The sequence below is a fragment of the Schwartzia succinivorans DSM 10502 genome (genome assembly GCF_900129225.1).
Classification (GTDB): Bacteria; Bacillota; Negativicutes; order Selenomonadales; family Selenomonadaceae; genus Schwartzia; species Schwartzia succinivorans.
On the sequence record NZ_FQUG01000007.1, the window covers coordinates 105,384 to 120,370 of the forward strand.

10 protein-coding genes are annotated in these 14,987 nt (G+C 47.6%); 2 read left to right on the forward strand and 8 right to left on the reverse strand.

Annotated features, from left to right (window positions below; genetic code table 11):
• Position 1: 1 nt before the first annotated feature.
• Positions 2 to 1,006 (reverse strand): NHLP bacteriocin system secretion protein, encoded by a 1,005-nt coding sequence (locus tag BUA83_RS09395; protein WP_072935994.1) that lies wholly within the window; start codon positions 1,004 to 1,006, stop codon positions 2 to 4.
• A complete protein-coding gene (locus BUA83_RS09400; RefSeq protein ID WP_159430506.1) occupies positions 1,006 to 2,193 on the reverse strand; it encodes an efflux RND transporter periplasmic adaptor subunit in 1,188 nt (395 codons plus the stop codon). The genes BUA83_RS09395 and BUA83_RS09400 overlap by 1 nt, the downstream gene beginning before the upstream one ends.
• Before the next feature lie 452 nt (positions 2,194 to 2,645).
• On the opposite strand from BUA83_RS09400, the gene BUA83_RS12685 reads away from it, so the two are divergent.
• Positions 2,646 to 2,819: a hypothetical protein gene (locus tag BUA83_RS12685; protein ID WP_159430507.1), complete on the forward strand. Its 174-nt coding sequence runs from the start codon at positions 2,646 to 2,648 to the stop codon at positions 2,817 to 2,819.
• Between the two features lie 82 nt (positions 2,820 to 2,901).
• Here BUA83_RS12685 and BUA83_RS09405 read toward each other — a convergent pair whose 3' ends face one another.
• From BUA83_RS09405 to BUA83_RS09430, 6 genes are all read right to left on the reverse strand, one after another.
• The gene (locus BUA83_RS09405; RefSeq protein WP_072935996.1) at positions 2,902 to 4,872 is read right to left on the reverse strand and encodes a TRAP transporter permease; all 1,971 of its coding nucleotides are present in this window, start codon (positions 4,870 to 4,872) and stop codon (positions 2,902 to 2,904) included.
• Complete coding sequence (locus tag BUA83_RS09410) at positions 4,850 to 5,353, reverse strand: DUF1850 domain-containing protein (RefSeq protein WP_072935997.1); 504 nt, start codon at positions 5,351 to 5,353, stop codon at positions 4,850 to 4,852. Before BUA83_RS09410 ends, BUA83_RS09405 begins: the two co-directional genes overlap by 23 nt.
• A 6-nt stretch (positions 5,354 to 5,359) precedes the next feature.
• A complete protein-coding gene (locus BUA83_RS09415; protein ID WP_072935998.1) occupies positions 5,360 to 6,367 on the reverse strand; it encodes a TAXI family TRAP transporter solute-binding subunit in 1,008 nt (335 codons plus the stop codon).
• A 202-nt stretch (positions 6,368 to 6,569) separates the two neighbouring features.
• On the reverse strand, positions 6,570 to 8,291 hold the full coding sequence (locus BUA83_RS09420) for a methyl-accepting chemotaxis protein (RefSeq protein WP_072936073.1): 1,722 nt from the start codon (positions 8,289 to 8,291) through the stop codon (positions 6,570 to 6,572).
• 254 nt (positions 8,292 to 8,545) lie between these two features.
• Positions 8,546 to 11,137 (reverse strand): 3'-5' exonuclease, encoded by a 2,592-nt coding sequence (locus tag BUA83_RS09425; RefSeq protein WP_072935999.1) that lies wholly within the window; start codon positions 11,135 to 11,137, stop codon positions 8,546 to 8,548.
• 18 nt (positions 11,138 to 11,155) lie between these two features.
• Positions 11,156 to 12,565, reverse strand: coding sequence for a serine hydrolase (locus BUA83_RS09430; protein WP_072936000.1), 1,410 nt, complete (start codon positions 12,563 to 12,565; stop codon positions 11,156 to 11,158).
• Positions 12,566 to 12,823: 258 nt separating this feature from the next.
• Here BUA83_RS09430 and BUA83_RS09435 point away from each other — a divergent pair, with 258 nt between their 5' ends.
• On the forward strand, positions 12,824 to 14,914 hold the full coding sequence (locus BUA83_RS09435; protein WP_072936001.1) for a hypothetical protein: 2,091 nt from the start codon (positions 12,824 to 12,826) through the stop codon (positions 14,912 to 14,914).
• The last annotated feature ends 73 nt before the right edge of the window (positions 14,915 to 14,987 follow it).

Sequence of the window (14,987 nt, forward strand, 5' to 3'; positions counted from 1 at the left end):
TTCACCTGTTCCTCAACCATTGAGAGAGCTTTTGAAAGACCTTTTCGATGGGAGGCTTGCGCTCGATGATGATGCTTCCCGTACAAAAACTGCCGGCTGTGACAGGCTTATGAGTACCAACAGAGGAAGTCCAAAGATAGCCGGATTCGGAGCTTTCATCCTTCACAAGATCAAAAGTGACCTCCATCACCGCGCTCTGCTGCGTCTGTACAATCCACCGTGCCAGCTGGTCATTGCCAAGCCGCTTTTGCATGGCCTGCAGCGTAGTCGGGTATTGTGAAACGGAGCGCACTGTGCCCAAGAGACTGCCCGACTGTGAAACGTCCACGCCGTTCGGCGCAAGCTGGATGGTCATGCCGGGCTTGATACGCTTGCCCTTATCCACGGGCACGTAAAGAACCCCCTTGAGGTCTTTTCGCCCGCCTGCCAGCCGCAGACTGCATACCGGAAGCCCCGCCGAAATGGTGCTCCCCTCCTCCACAAGGATTTCATCAACTGTCCCATCATGACTGCTGTAAATATATTCGGAAGCATTCTTCTGACTGCGGCGCATATCGTATTCCTGCACGCGATTCATCGCGTCACGCCCGCTGGTGGCCAGCTCCGGCCCGTACTGAGCCATCCGCGTTGCCGCGTTTTCCTGCACCAGCTCGATATGTGCAATACGCTCGCCCTTTTCCACGGTATCACCGGAATGAACATAGATTTTATCCAGCCTGCCGCCGATAATCGAGGTCACATTCACGACGCCGTTCGGATCCATAATCAGCCCCATACCGGTAGCCTTTACCGTAAACGCCCCAAAAATCGACCAGAGCACCACCGCGGCCATCATCACCGCCACGGCAATCAGCCCCATCCAACTGATGGGAGAGGTAATCGGCAGCACAGTATCGAGTTTTTCAGGGGAGCGCATCTTATCCAGCGCCTCTTGGCTGAAGATTGCCTCGCTTTTCTTGTTATACCTCGCTGCTGCGCCTGTATTCGCGACGTTTTCCTCCGCCATCAGCCCTTGCCCCCCTTGTTGTTCGCAGTCTTTTCTTCGATGGAGACATCCACCTTCATTCCATCCTCCAGGCCGTCAAAACTCTCAACGACTACTGCTTCGCCTTCGGTCAGTCCGGACAGAATCTCTATATACCTTCCGTCATTTGCTCCCGCCTTGACCTCCCGACGATTAACCGTCCCGTCGGGATTGACCACAAAAACTTCCTCATGGGAAGCATCCACCATAGCTGACAGCGGCACAGAAAGACATTCATAGCTATCCCGCATCCGCAGAGAAACACCGTTGTAAGTCAGCGGCTCCAAAACCCTCGCCCGGTTGTCAACAGAGCATACCACGCGCCGGATGCCCGCCGGCTCGGAAAGAGGCGGCGTAATTTCCGTGATGGTTGCGAAGATTTTTTCCGCTTTGCCCTGATTACCTGCTGCGTACTCGGTATCGTAAGCCTTGTTCATAGCCTGTGCCGGGAAATGCAGCTCCGCCGTCTCCCCGACAGAAAAATGCCGCGTGTACTTGTCGTCCAGTGTTACTGAGAACAGCAACCGATTGAAATCCCCAACGAGAGCCAACGGCGTCCCCCCCTGCACATAAGAGCCCTCTCGCTGATAAATCAATAGTACGTTTCCGTCCACGGGAGCGACAACATTTTGACGTTCTTCCTGCACCAGATACTGCGCGCGCTGCGCCTCCGCCTCGGCAAGTGCCTCCTGCGCCGCCAAGTACTGCGCCTCGGCTTCCTCATATTTTTCCTTCGAGGTGGCTTCCTTTGCCATCAGCCGCTGCTGGCGATGATAGGCGTTCGTAGCTTGTGCGAGAGCCGCCTCCATGCGGCGGACGTTGGCTGCAGCCTGTTGAATCTGCAACGGAATCTGGTCGTTCGCAAGACGCATCAGCACGTCACCCTTGCGAACCGGGCTGTTTTTCGTAACATACATTTCGATTATGCGCCCGTCCACGAGAGCAACGGTGTCAGCCATATTTTCGCTATAGAGCCGTACCGCGTCCATCTCCACCATAGGGCGCAGGGAACGCTTCTGCGCTTGCGCTCCCGTCAGCATCAGAGTGCGCTCGTCCATGCGCCGCGCAATCTGCTTCTCGTCACTGACGTTCAGCCATGTGCCGTAAGCGACCAGCGCCAACGCCAACGTCAAAATCACTGCTATTCCTATGAAAAAGTAGCGTTTCATCCCAATCCCCTCTCCCTGCGATGGGGAGCGAAGCCCCGCTGCGCAAACAATCGGATGCAAAAAAAGGAGAGCGGACATAGTCCGCCCTCCAAGGCATTACCATATAACAACGCGCACGAAATCAGCCGGACATGTCCCCCCCAAAGGACATTTCTCAGCATATCGTCCACGCTCCAATCTGTGCAAACCAAAGATAAGAATCACTTTATATTGTATCATACAAAGCCCTATAAATCCAGCGCGAAATCAGGCAGGTATGTGCCCGGGCTGCCCCCTTTGAATATATAGAGCAGCCTCCATCTGTCCAAGCGCAATTTAACAATACACTTTTTGCAGAAACGTCAAAAAGTGTATTGTTAAATCACATTTATAACGCCTTTGTTCCAGTTTTGCCAAAGGCAAAACTTCCTCTGTCAGCGTTTTGCCAACGGCACTAGGCATGGCAGGAGCCAATGTCCAACACAATCTATTTCAAGAGACCTCCCGAAGCAATCATGAAAAAATACGACCTTGCGCCTGATTATGATGACAGACTTGGAGGCGACCTTGCACATATCATCGTCATGCAGCACGTGACGAAGGAACGCATGCAGAACTTCCTGAATGACCTCGCTGCAGCTAAATAACACGCTTTGCTCATACAAAGGCAGACACCAATAAAAAACCACCTTCCGAAGATTTCCTGGAAGGTGGTTTTATTTATGCATCTTACGCAGCGACGGCCTTTGCCGCTTTCTTCTTTTGCCAGAACAAAACTACAAGCAATACGGCAAGCCCTATTGCATCAGTTTCAAAACCGGGTTTAATCAGGAGCAGTGCTCCTGCCGCAGCCACTACGCGGAGCCAAGCTGCCATGCGTGTAAAGAGATATCCCTCTACGGATACGGCAATCAGGAATACGCCAACGCAGGCGCTGGCCGCAACCCACGCTCCCTCTGCCAAGGTTGTATTTATCAGCATGAGCTGAGGCGCGTAAACGAACATGAACGGCACTATAAAGCCCGCTATCGCCAGTTTCACCGATGCAACGCCTGTCTTCATGGGATTTCCGCCCGAGAGTCCTGCCGCGGCAAAGGATGCCAGCGCTACAGGCGGTGTCAGATTCGCAAACATCGCATAGTAGAAGGAGAACATGTGGGCCGCGCCTGCTGGTATCCCAAGCTTCGCCAATGCCGGAGCTGCAATCGTCGCAGTGATGATATATGCAGGAATCGAAGGCAGTCCCATGCCGAGAATCATACAGGTAATCATCGTGAAGAACAACGTGAACAGCAAGCTTGTAGAGCCTAACGCGATAATTGTGTTAGCCATGGTCAGGCCGAATCCCGTTTTTGAGCAGACACCTATGATGATACCTACGCAGGCGCAGGCAACAGCAACAGAGACAGTCTGCTTTGCGCCGTTTGCAAGCGCGTCAAGAAAGCCTGAAAGGCTCATGCGTGTCTCTTTTCTGAACATCGATACCACGATGGTAACAAGGATTGTCATTACCGCCGAGAAAATTACCGTTGTTCCGGAGAAGAACAGCATATAAAGCAGGAAGAGAACCGGCAGCAGCAAATGACTGCGGCACTTCATAACATCGCTTGTCTTCGGAAGCTGCTCCTTCGGAAGACCAATAAGACCGTCCTTTGACGCTCTGAGATGCACCTGCAGGACAATACTCAAATAATATAGAAGTGCAGGAATCGCAGCCCATGTAATGATTGTCGAATACGGAACGCTTATCATTTCTGCCATGATGAATGCCGCCGCGCCCATAATAGGCGGTAAAAGCTGTCCGCCTACCGAGGCAGCCGCTTCAACGGCACCTGAGAACTCCTTTGAGTACCCTGTCTTTTTCATCAGCGGAATCGTAAATGCACCCGTCGTAACTACGTTTGCTACCGCTGAACCATTAATCGAACCCAAAAAGCCCGAGGCAATAACAGATACTTTTGCAGGGCCGCCCTTTGTATGTCCCGCGAGGGCCAGTGCAATATCATTAAAGAACTGCCCCATGCCGCACTTCGACATTACCGTGCCGAAGAGGATAAACAGGAAGATATAGCTGGCTGCTACGCTTACGGACGTACCATAAATACCCTCTGTGTTCGCGAAGAAGTGATTAGAAAGAGATGCCCAGTCATATCCCCTGTGCATGAACATTCCCGGGAATTCACGCCCGAAGAGTCCATAGATGATAAACACCACAGAAAGAATAGTCAGCGCATTTCCCGTGACTCTGCGCGAGCATTCCAGAACCAGCACCACAAGAAGCGTTGCCATGGCAAGGTCCGTGTTATTCGGATTGCCTGCACGCTGCACCACGCCCATGTAATCAGACCAGATATAAATCGGTGCAGCAAAGGAAAGCAGCGACAGAATCCAGTCGAGAACAGACGGTTTCGTCATGTCCGAGGATTTCCCGGCAGGATACATCAAAAAACCCAGTGCCATAATCATCGCCACATGCAGCGAACGGTGTACAAGCGTCACCGGAGGACCGAAGGCCGCCGTATAAAGATGATACCCTGAAACCAGGAGACATGCGATAAAGAATATTTTCTTCATCAGCGGATTTTTGAATGAACGCGTTGCCGACTCCTTGTCCAGCTTTCGTATAATTTCTTTTGATTTTTCTTCCAGCTTCTCAGCTTCCTCGCTTTGAAGCAGCTTATTTTCCGGTTCCTTTGCCATCAAAGAATCTCCTTTTTGTAACCACGAGATTAACCCGCGTATGCTCGGGCAGCGTTTCGCCAGTCGCAATCACGACGTCGTTCAGCGCGATGTCCCGAGTGGCAAAGTGCGAATTAATCCATGTGAATTCGTGAAAAACCTGTCCGATATTGTTCATATAAATCATGCCGTCGTCATCAATCCATACCTCAGTGCCCTTATTTTCCGGGATACCTGCGCCAAAGGCAGGATAAGCAATCATATCGAGTATAAGATCGCCATTCGCATCAATATGGTAATACTCATGCCACGGAATTTTCTCCCAAGAATGAATCCAGCCAAAGAAAAGCTTATCGCCTTCTTTGGCCGGAACTTCAACATAGATTTCTTTCGTTTCGTAGTCGTAAATCCGAAGCACGGTCTGTGCCGAAAGCTCGTTCAGCACCCACAGCCCCGCGATGAGGACGACGGCCGCGCAAAGCGCAGCAGCCGTTTTTTTCATGTCGGCTTATTTCAGGATGCCTTTATCCTTATAGAATTTCTCCGCACCCGGATGCAGCTTCACGCTGGTACCCTGAATTCCGCGAAGAGCGGTCTCCAGTTTGATTTCACGCTTAGCTGTTGCATGGGATGCGCCGATGGTCTCAAGGCCCTTATCGGAGTAAATTCCCTCAAGGAGGTCATATACTACATCATCAGAGAGATTCTTCGATACGAGCATAATATTCATGACAGCCGCAGTTACCGTATCATTTGCTGTTCCATAGGTATCCTTAGGAATCTTCCACTCAACGTAGAACGGATATTTTGCAGTGAGCTTTTTCAAAGCCTCACCCTCTACCGGAACAAATACAATCTTCTTTGAAGTGCCCAGCTCTTTAATCGTTGCATTGCCAAGGCCGGATGTTACAAAAGCTACATCGCACTGACCGTTCTTCATCTGGTCAATAGCTTCACCGTAGGAAAGGTAGTCTACCTTCGCATCATCATAGCTCATACCGTTTGCCTCAAAAATCATGCGGGCATTCAGCTCAACACCGGAGTTCGGTGCACCGACTCCGACGCGTTTGCCTTTGATATCGGCAAATGTCTTGATTCCCGAGTCCTCAGTAGTAACAATCTGTACTACATTCGGCCACAGGCCCATCATAGCACGGAGATCAGTAGCCTTAGGTTTGCCCTCATACGCTCCAAAGCCTTCCACAGCCTGAATAACGGAGTCGGACATTGCGATGGCAAGCTCGCCCTTGCCTGTAAGAATTGCATTGATGTTCTCACCTGTCGCGCCTGTTGCAGTCGCCGAAGTCTTATACCCCATCTCGCCGATAACCTTTGAGAAAGCACCGCCTATCGGGAAATAAATACCACTGGTCGGACCTGTCAGCACCGTAACAAATTCCTTGCTGCGGTCAACCTTGCCGTCCTTCTTCGCAGTGTCAGAGCCGCCACCTCCGCAGGCCGCCGTCATAAGGGCGATTGCCGCGATAAGAACCATACTCATCAATCTCTTTAACATTCCATATCCTCTCCTTTATTTTGAAATGCATATACTTTCAGCTTATGGCTATTATATCATTTAGATAATAGCACAGTAAATATATTTTTCTGACAATTTATTAGATTTCCATAATTATTTTTCGCAGATGAAAGTACGAATTTAAACAAAAAAGAGGACTGCAGAACGCAGTCCCCTCATCAATATTACCTTTTTCCGAAAATCAGAACTTAAATTTATGCAGCGAGTTCTGAAGTCCCTGAGCAAGCTCCGAAAGAGAGTTGCTTGCCGAAGCAATTTCGCTTGCGGAAGCCGACTGCTCCTCAGATGCCGCAGAAACATTTTCCATCTCGCCGGATACCTGCGAACCCTTCTCGAGGATACGTGAGGATTTTTCTTTGACGTTCGTTGTCTCCTGTGCAACTGCATGAACCTCTGCCGTGATAGCATCTGCCTGCTCGGAAACACCGAGAGCTGCAGTCTGAATACGGTCGAAGGCCTCCTTCAGCTTGCTTACGGATTCAGTACCGGCCTTAACAGCACTGCTGCCTTCCTGCATAGACTGAACAGCCTCGTTTGTATCCGCCTGAATACCACCGATAAGAGTCGTGATGCGCTGTGCAGCCTCCTGAGACTGCTCGGCGAGCTTTCTTACCTCTTCAGCGACTACCGAGAAGCCGCGGCCGTTTTCGCCTGCGCGGGCTGCTTCAATAGCGGCATTAAGTGCGAGAAGATTCGTCTGCTCAGCAATTTCGGAGATGTCGCTGACAATCTGACCAATCTCCTGAGAGCTCTTGCCAAGCTTATCAACAGTTGCGGCAGAATTATTTACAATCTTTTCAACGCTCATAATCTGCTCAACAGCCTGCTGGATTGCCTTGCTTCCTTCTTCCGCTTCATTCTTGGATTCAGCAGCATGATGCGATACCGTCTCTGCCGTGCGGTTCAGACGATCAATGGACTCAGCAGTATGATTGATAGATTCCATAGCGTCATTGACATAGGTCTGCTGCTCAGCGGTAGCACCTGCAGCATCAGTAACCGAGTTCGCAACCATACTGGATGCCTGCGCTGCCTGCTGAGAGCTTGCTGTAAGCTCTTCGGAAGCCGCAGCGAGATGCTCGGCGGACTCATTTGTCTGACGCATAAGAGTATTGAGTGACTTGCGGACATCTACAACCATGTCTGCCAGTTCTCCGAACTCATCCTCGCGGTCAATGGTACGATTGGTGACAACGAAATCACCGTCACGCATTTTAGCAAGAGCTGCCATCGTAACATCAAGAGGATTCGTGATTTTCTTGGAAATAACGAGAACACAGAAAATAGCAACAGCAAGAATGACAATAAGCTCAATGACCATGAAGCGGATAGTCTGCTCCATTTCTGCCTTATTTTCATCTGCAAGACGTTTTGCATTTGCTGTTTCCAAAGCCAGAAGCTCGTTTAAATTTTTACCTATGGATGCCGCGTGCGTAGCACCGTTCTTGGTGTAATACTCGAATGCTTCTGCCTGTTTTCCGTCTGCAGCAAGCTGACAGGTTTTCTCAAAAATCGGCTTCTGTTCTGCCCATTCTGCTGCAATTTTTTTCATAAGCGCCGTTCCGGCTTCGTTCTTGTACGGAAGCGCATCATAATCCTTAATACTCTTATCAACAATACCTGCGGCACGATGGAAGTTATCGGTAAGCATTTTCACACGCTCATGATTGCCGACAGACGTCGTAGTCGTTACCGCCATTGCCTGGGAATAACGCATCTGTGTATTTGCCTCTCCGACAATCCCAAGAGCAACAACGGACGAACCGTAAATCTCATCAAGAGCCTCTTCAGCAGACCGGATTGCAGAATATCCGGAGAAGCCTACAAGACCCATTCCAAAAATTGCGATCACGGCAAGTATTGCCAGTTTATACGCCACGCGTATATTGTCCAACCATTTCATAAAAAGTACCCCTTCCTTGTCATTAGCATTTAACTCCATTTTCTCCTATGTCTTGATAATATACTATACAGAATTACAAAATCCTTCTGAATTTTCTGTTTTTAATTAAATTTTAACCATCATAACGCCTTTGTTCCAGTTTTGCCAAAGGCAAAACTTCCTCTGTCAGCGTTTCAACGAGGCGGGAGATATGCTCACCGCCTGTTATTAGTCCCAGCCCCCACTTCCAGAAGTGGGAGACATCTTTTACCGAGTTATAAACAATAAACAATGCAGTTTTTCGGTATTGACGCAATGAACGTACTCTCCATCTGTTCTTTATGATTTTTCACATACTGACACCACGACAGGAAAAGCTGTTTTCTTGCCCGTGTAACAGCCGTATAGAACAGCCGCTGCTCCTCCGCACGGTTTCCGTCCTTTACTGCGCGGTAGCTGGGAAATCCATTCTCATGAAGACCTGCAATAAAGACGTAATCAAACTCCATGCCCTTTGCCTGATGCACCGTAATAATCGGCACCTTCTCTTGTCTTTGTGTACCTGCATCGAGCGGGTTTGTTGAAAGCGCTGCCGTACGTATAAACCGTATGAGCGTATCATGTGTACTCTGCTCTCCCGTATCATACTTACGCATTGCACGGTAGAGCTCACGAAGATGCTCCATCCTTCGCTCTTCTTTTCTATAGTAGGCAAGCAGATGATTTTTGATAATGCACTCCAGGAATTCAATCGGACGCTTTCGCATAATTTCCCTATGCAGCTCCGCAATAGACCCCGCAATCTGCTCAAAGAAATGCCCGTATTTTGCGATACACTGACGGCGGATATCCTGCGTCGGGCGAATATTTTCCCTGACTGCATATGAAAGAAGCTCCGCGGTAGCACATATATCGTCGAACGCGTCGTGTGTGGACGGATGGCTGACCTTTATGTACGCGCCAAGAGATTCAAGCTTGTGATTTGTGAGCCTTGGATAAAAACGTCTGTATATGTCAAGAGTATCATACCAGCCTGCAAAATCAGGCCGTGAAAGCCCCAATCTTTCCGTTTCACTGAGCAGGATACTGAGGTCAAAGGACACATTATGCCCGACAATAAGACTTCCCCGTATGAATTCAAGGAACTCTGTTATGACCTCCCTCGGATCGCCGCCTTCCTTTGCCAGCTTTTCGTCGGATATGTGGTGCACTGTCTCCGACATCCCGACCGGCTTTGTATTCCGCAAAAGACGGTTAAACTTTCCGGTTATGCCTCCATCTGCGCCAAGGCGCACTCCGGCAATCTGTATTATCTCATCCTCCGTTGTATCTACGCCTGTGGACTCAACATCAAATACCACTACATTCCCTGCATCGTACTCACGGATGAGCCGTGCGTAGCTGTCCCCATCCTGAAGAATGCTCTCATCGAGGAAATCTGTCAGGCGAAGCCCCGATTCACGCATTTTCTCAGACTCAATTTTATCTATCGTCTTTTGACCGATACCCGTCACAAACCGCTTCAGAATACGCTTCATACTCGCCGCATCGTATTTATTCAACGTAAGCTTCACGAACGCCAGCGCATCCTTTACCTCCTGCCTGCGGAAAAGCTTCATCTCATCCGCCAGGAAAAAATCCACCCTGCGTTCCACAGGCGTTACACGCTGCAAATACTGACAGAGCTGTTTGTTGTATGCGTTGCTCCGTGTAAGAATACAGACCTTCGAAGGGTCGTCACAGGGAAGATTTTCTATGCAGTGATAAATCCACTCCGCTTCCTCATTCATTGACATACAGGCTTTAAGCATTATAGGCTTCCCCTTTTCAGGTGAAGCCGCCCTTATTTTCCCTTCCCATTCAGCTGCCCTGCCGCCGAAAAAAGAATCAAGACACGCGTATGAAGCCTGCACCAATGTCCTTGTGGCACGATAATTTTCCTCGAGAATTATGCGAACAGGACTGCATTCCCTTTCAAACCGTTCAAAAATCCGTGACGGTCTGGAACCCCGCCATTCATAAATAGTCTGATAGTAGTCTCCGCTGAGCAGGATATGATTATCGCCAAACAGCTTCGAAAGGATATCATACTCAAGCTCGTTGGTATCCTGCACCTCATCTATATTTATAAAGCGGAATTTTTCACGCCAGCGCATACAGACCTCCTCCTGCCTGAAAAGGTCATATGTGCCCAAAATCAAATCATTGAAATCCAGTCCGTGCTCATCATGCATAAGGCGATTATAGAGCAGCACATATTCTTCCCCGCGCGCTGCCATCTCTGAAGCCATCTCCGCACGAAATTCGAATTTGCTGTCCATGAAAAAGTTATATACGCCCTCATCTCCCAGCTCATCAAACAGCCTGCGGACAGTATCCCTGTAATCGTCTCTTGCATCCCCGGAAAAAATACCGTACTCCGTCCGCTTTACCTTTACCGTATTGATAAAATTCTGCAGTGTCCCAACAGGCAGACGGTTCGGATTTATCTGCGCAATCAGTTCCGCGCAGTCCTCCTCATCAAAAATCATAAAATCCGTAAAGAAATCCGTCTTTCTTTTTGCCTCCTGCCGAATCACATCAAAGCAGAAGCTGTGTATCGTACGCACCACTACCTTATGCCCCGGTGAGCCAACGTATTTTACGATACGTTCCTTCATCTCCTGACATGCTTTGTTGGTGAAGGTAAGACAAAGTATTTCCTCAGGCTCTGCCAGCTTTTTATCAAGTATCTTCGCGATTCGCCGCGCCAGAGTCCCCGTTTTCCCTGTTCCTGCCGATGCCAAAAGCAAAACATTGCGGTCAAGGGTGTCTATTACCTGTCTCTGCTTTTCATTAACCTGTTCAAAAACGTCCTTATTTTCCAATCTGCTTTCCCTGCTCCCCTACCGTGATTTTTCCCTGCTCAGCAAATCCCCATAAATCCACCGTGGAACAAAGCCCAGCCTGCCGGAAACATACCTGCCTCCGGAAAAGCCGTTGGCGTCAGCCGCGGGATCTTCAATGGGTGTGTTTATTTTATTGGTGAGATATACAATCACCATATCATGCTCCGGGTCTATAACGGTCAATGTCCCTGTCCAGCCCTGATGCCCGAAAACCGTGGCCGGTGCATTCTCCCCGAAAAAGCTGTCCCACTCATGGTCTCCCTGCACCCACCAGCCAAGACCGTAGCCGGTTCCGCTGTTCTCAGTAAACTCAGCAATCACCTCAGGTGAAAAATACTCCTCGCCGCCGTATTTACCGGTGAGCATAAGCTCTGCAAGCCGTGCAAGATCTCCTGCATTTGCAAAAAGCCCCGCGTGCCCCGATATTCCAGCCATACAGTACCAGCAAAGCTCATCATGCGCCTCTCCCTGAAGCGTTCCCGTACGCACCCCCGGGAAATACACCGCACCATCACGGGTATTGCCGTTCAGCTCAGTTGCCGCGCAGTCATGCTTTTCATATCCGTTGTCCAGTGGGCGGTAAGTGATATGCTTTAACCCCATAGGTCTCCAGAAAATCTCAGACAAATACTCCTGAAGCCCCTTTCCCGTTAATTTTTCAACGACAAGGCCAAGCACCATATAATCCACATCCGAGTACAATGTTTTTGTTCCCGGTTCATAAAGGAGAGGCGTTTGACATATCCGCTTCCAGGTGCGTTCCTTTGTTGCACTGTCCGCCCCTGCCCCTGCGTAAAGCACATTCTCCCTGTCTGTCTGCCACTCCTGAGTTTCCTGGTCATACTTCAACTTATGGTAAGCAGGGCCTGCAGGGAATCCCCCCTGATGCTCCAAAAGATTCCGCACAGTGAGTCCGGCCTTCCATCGTCTCTGCTGCAAAAGAGGAACATTATCCCCTTCTTTATAGGCAATGTAAGTTACATCATCGGAAAATTCCCTGCCCAGTATATCTGATATCCTTGTGTCCAGATCAAAGCCCTCATGAGAGACAAGATACTGCAGCGCATAATTCACCGCGTACATCTTCGTATTTGAAGCCAAATCATAAAGCGTATCATTAGTCACAGCAGGCGCAGAAGCAATCCTCTCACCATTCTTCGCGTACGAGTTTACCCTGCCCCAGGCATTTTGATACACAAGCCTGCCGTGCCGCCTTACAACAAGCTGTGCCGACGTAAATCCGTCAGCAATATCCGACTCTATCTGTTCCTCAATCCTTCTAAATACCCCTTCTGACAGTCCTGAGCCATCAAGCGCCAAAAAACGATTCGAAGCCTCTCCGGCAGAAGCATATAACGTCAAAAAGGCCATAAAAAAAATGAAAAAACGGTCTCTAATTACGTTCATGTTCAAGCACCTTCTTCCAAAGTCTTAATGAATCCTGCCATCATCAAATTCAGTATAACATAATTTTTCTACTTGACTCCTACTTATGATTATAAATCAAACGATATTCTCACACTTATGTTAATCAAACTCAAAGCCCATAATGCCACAAGAATCTTCTTTGAACAGACAGGTGCTGAAATCTTTTATAGATTCAATTTGTTATCTAAATGTTTTATAATATGGTTGACTGTTTTTATACCATAAAGGAGGCTTAAAATGAACCTTAAATTCTCGTTAGTGCTAGATGAAAGTGGCAACTTCAAAGAGCAGTACTCTAAAGCAAAACCTTCCATGGTTGGAGGGTATCTCATCCCCACGCAAAATATCGGCGAAAATGATGCACAAGCATTATTTTTAGAAGTCAAAAAAAGCAACCCAAAATATTCAAATATAAAGACTAATCCATTTCATGCAATGCACTCCAAAGATTCAGAGATTCCTGCCTATATTTCATATTTACTGCAAACTCTTTGTAAAAGCGGTGCAGTACTTGTAGATTTTCGAAATCAAAAGGGCAATATCATAGTCGATAGTGACACAACATACTTGAACATTTTTGCGGAAGGTGTTCTGGCTCTTTTAAAGGAATTACTGAAAAAACATCCCTCAGACAACATTGCGTTAAATATTGTTTATGCACATCGACAGCAGGATAAACTTCGTGAGGTAACAGCGCAAAAGATACGTATTCCCGAACCAGAATACATACAAAGAATCAAAGAGCGTGTAGCTCTGCTAATCGCAAAACTGCCAAGCTTTGAGCAAAAACGTATTAAACCAATTTCATATCAAACAGGAAATGCTGAAAAAAATTACTTATTGATGCTTGCAGATGCATGTTGTTTCGCACTTAGGGGAGGCAAGAGCAGCTTTAAAGCCCCGGAGTTAACTATCGTAAGAGCTTTACCATGTTTGCATTACTCTGTACCTGAAAAAGATGCATGGACTAGAGTGCAAGACTGCTTTTTGCAAAACCACTATGCAGAAGGAATTTTCCTCTGGTATGGCGGACTGAAGCAGGAGTTGGTAAGTTACACAGATGATTTCAAGAGATGGGTAAGAAACTTTTTCTTAAATTCCGATGCATCCGAAAGAAAAATAGTCACATCCGTTCTATCGCAATACTTGCATGATTTAGTTACCAAAAGGCAGTATGACGTGGCAAATCGTTATATGGAAGCCATTGATAACGAATTCATTCCATTTCTGAAAGAATTGGGCATTGATGTATATGAATATTATTTCGACTTGCATTTTTTCCGGCTGACAACTGCAACACATGCCGGAGATACCCTAACCGAGATATCCGAAAAAGAAAAATGCCTCTGTGCCCTAAAGGAAATTCCACCTTCCACAGACAAGCTAAATACTTTATTACGTTATAAATTACGTGAGATCGAACACTTAAAAAACATTTTTGCATTTGAAGAAGCGCTGACGGAATTAAATAAACTCAAAAAAATATTAACATCCGTTGTTGAACTTTTGAAACTGGTTGATGAGTTAAAAGATTATTCATCAGACATCAAATCCCAAACACTTGGTTCTGTATACGGATCATCTATAACAACAAGATGCTTTTTAGGGGCAAATAATCCCTCAGAATATGAATATGCACGCGGTGATTACACGCTGGCATGTAAACAGTTCACATCCTCAAGTGACATACAAAGGGATGCCCTATACTTAGCTCAAGTCGAGTATAGGGATCGGAAATATGACGCTGCTGTACGTGCATTAGCAAAATCTGTAGGCCTGGAAGATAATTCAAATCTAAATGAACTTATGCATAGTATACTTGAGCAGAAAGGTGCCTCAAAACTATTCGCAATGATGCATTATTCAAATATCATGGCATTATCTATGCTTTCTGACGTTCCGCTGGGGAAAGAATTGGCGAAAGTATTTGATCAATCAAGCAAAGATATCCGTATCGAAGACGGATATCCAAATAACATTATTTTTTGGCGAATGGCAACCTGTGGAGCCTTGACTAAAAAAAGCCAGGCTAAAGACTGGTATCAGAAAGCGATTGATGCATCAATGAAATTCCCGGAACGATACACCTCCCGTGCCGCAGGACTTGTCATGGAGCTTGAACGCATTATACTGCTTGGAACAAACTCAAAAGAAAATATAACAAGATTAAAAGCTGACTTTTCTGCCTTCATGAAGCCTGAAACTCCTGAATCAATGCGACGCTACTTCCGTCCGTTTACTGAATTTGTAAATCAGTTGGACTGTGGTGCTCCCATCCCCGATAAACAGGCTAAACTCTGGCAAATAGAATATATCCCCGTTTTATAAAGATCATTGCCACATTATTTACGAACTGCACATACGCAAAGCAACTAAGCTCTATAGAAATTGGTATATAACC

Coding starts and splice junctions, on each gene's coding strand:
- BUA83_RS09395 (WP_072935994.1), bottom strand. CDS start 1,006: ATGGCGGAGGAAAACGTCGCGAATACAGGCGCAGCAGCGAGGTATAAC.
- BUA83_RS09400 (WP_159430506.1), bottom strand. CDS start 2,193: ATGAAACGCTACTTTTTCATAGGAATAGCAGTGATTTTGACGTTGGCG.
- BUA83_RS12685 (WP_159430507.1), top strand. CDS start 2,646: ATGTCCAACACAATCTATTTCAAGAGACCTCCCGAAGCAATCATGAAA.
- BUA83_RS09405 (WP_072935996.1), bottom strand. CDS start 4,872: ATGGCAAAGGAACCGGAAAATAAGCTGCTTCAAAGCGAGGAAGCTGAG.
- BUA83_RS09410 (WP_072935997.1), bottom strand. CDS start 5,353: ATGAAAAAAACGGCTGCTGCGCTTTGCGCGGCCGTCGTCCTCATCGCG.
- BUA83_RS09415 (WP_072935998.1), bottom strand. CDS start 6,367: ATGTTAAAGAGATTGATGAGTATGGTTCTTATCGCGGCAATCGCCCTT.
- BUA83_RS09420 (WP_072936073.1), bottom strand. CDS start 8,291: ATGAAATGGTTGGACAATATACGCGTGGCGTATAAACTGGCAATACTT.
- BUA83_RS09430 (WP_072936000.1), bottom strand. CDS start 12,565: ATGAACGTAATTAGAGACCGTTTTTTCATTTTTTTTATGGCCTTTTTG.
- BUA83_RS09435 (WP_072936001.1), top strand. CDS start 12,824: ATGAACCTTAAATTCTCGTTAGTGCTAGATGAAAGTGGCAACTTCAAA.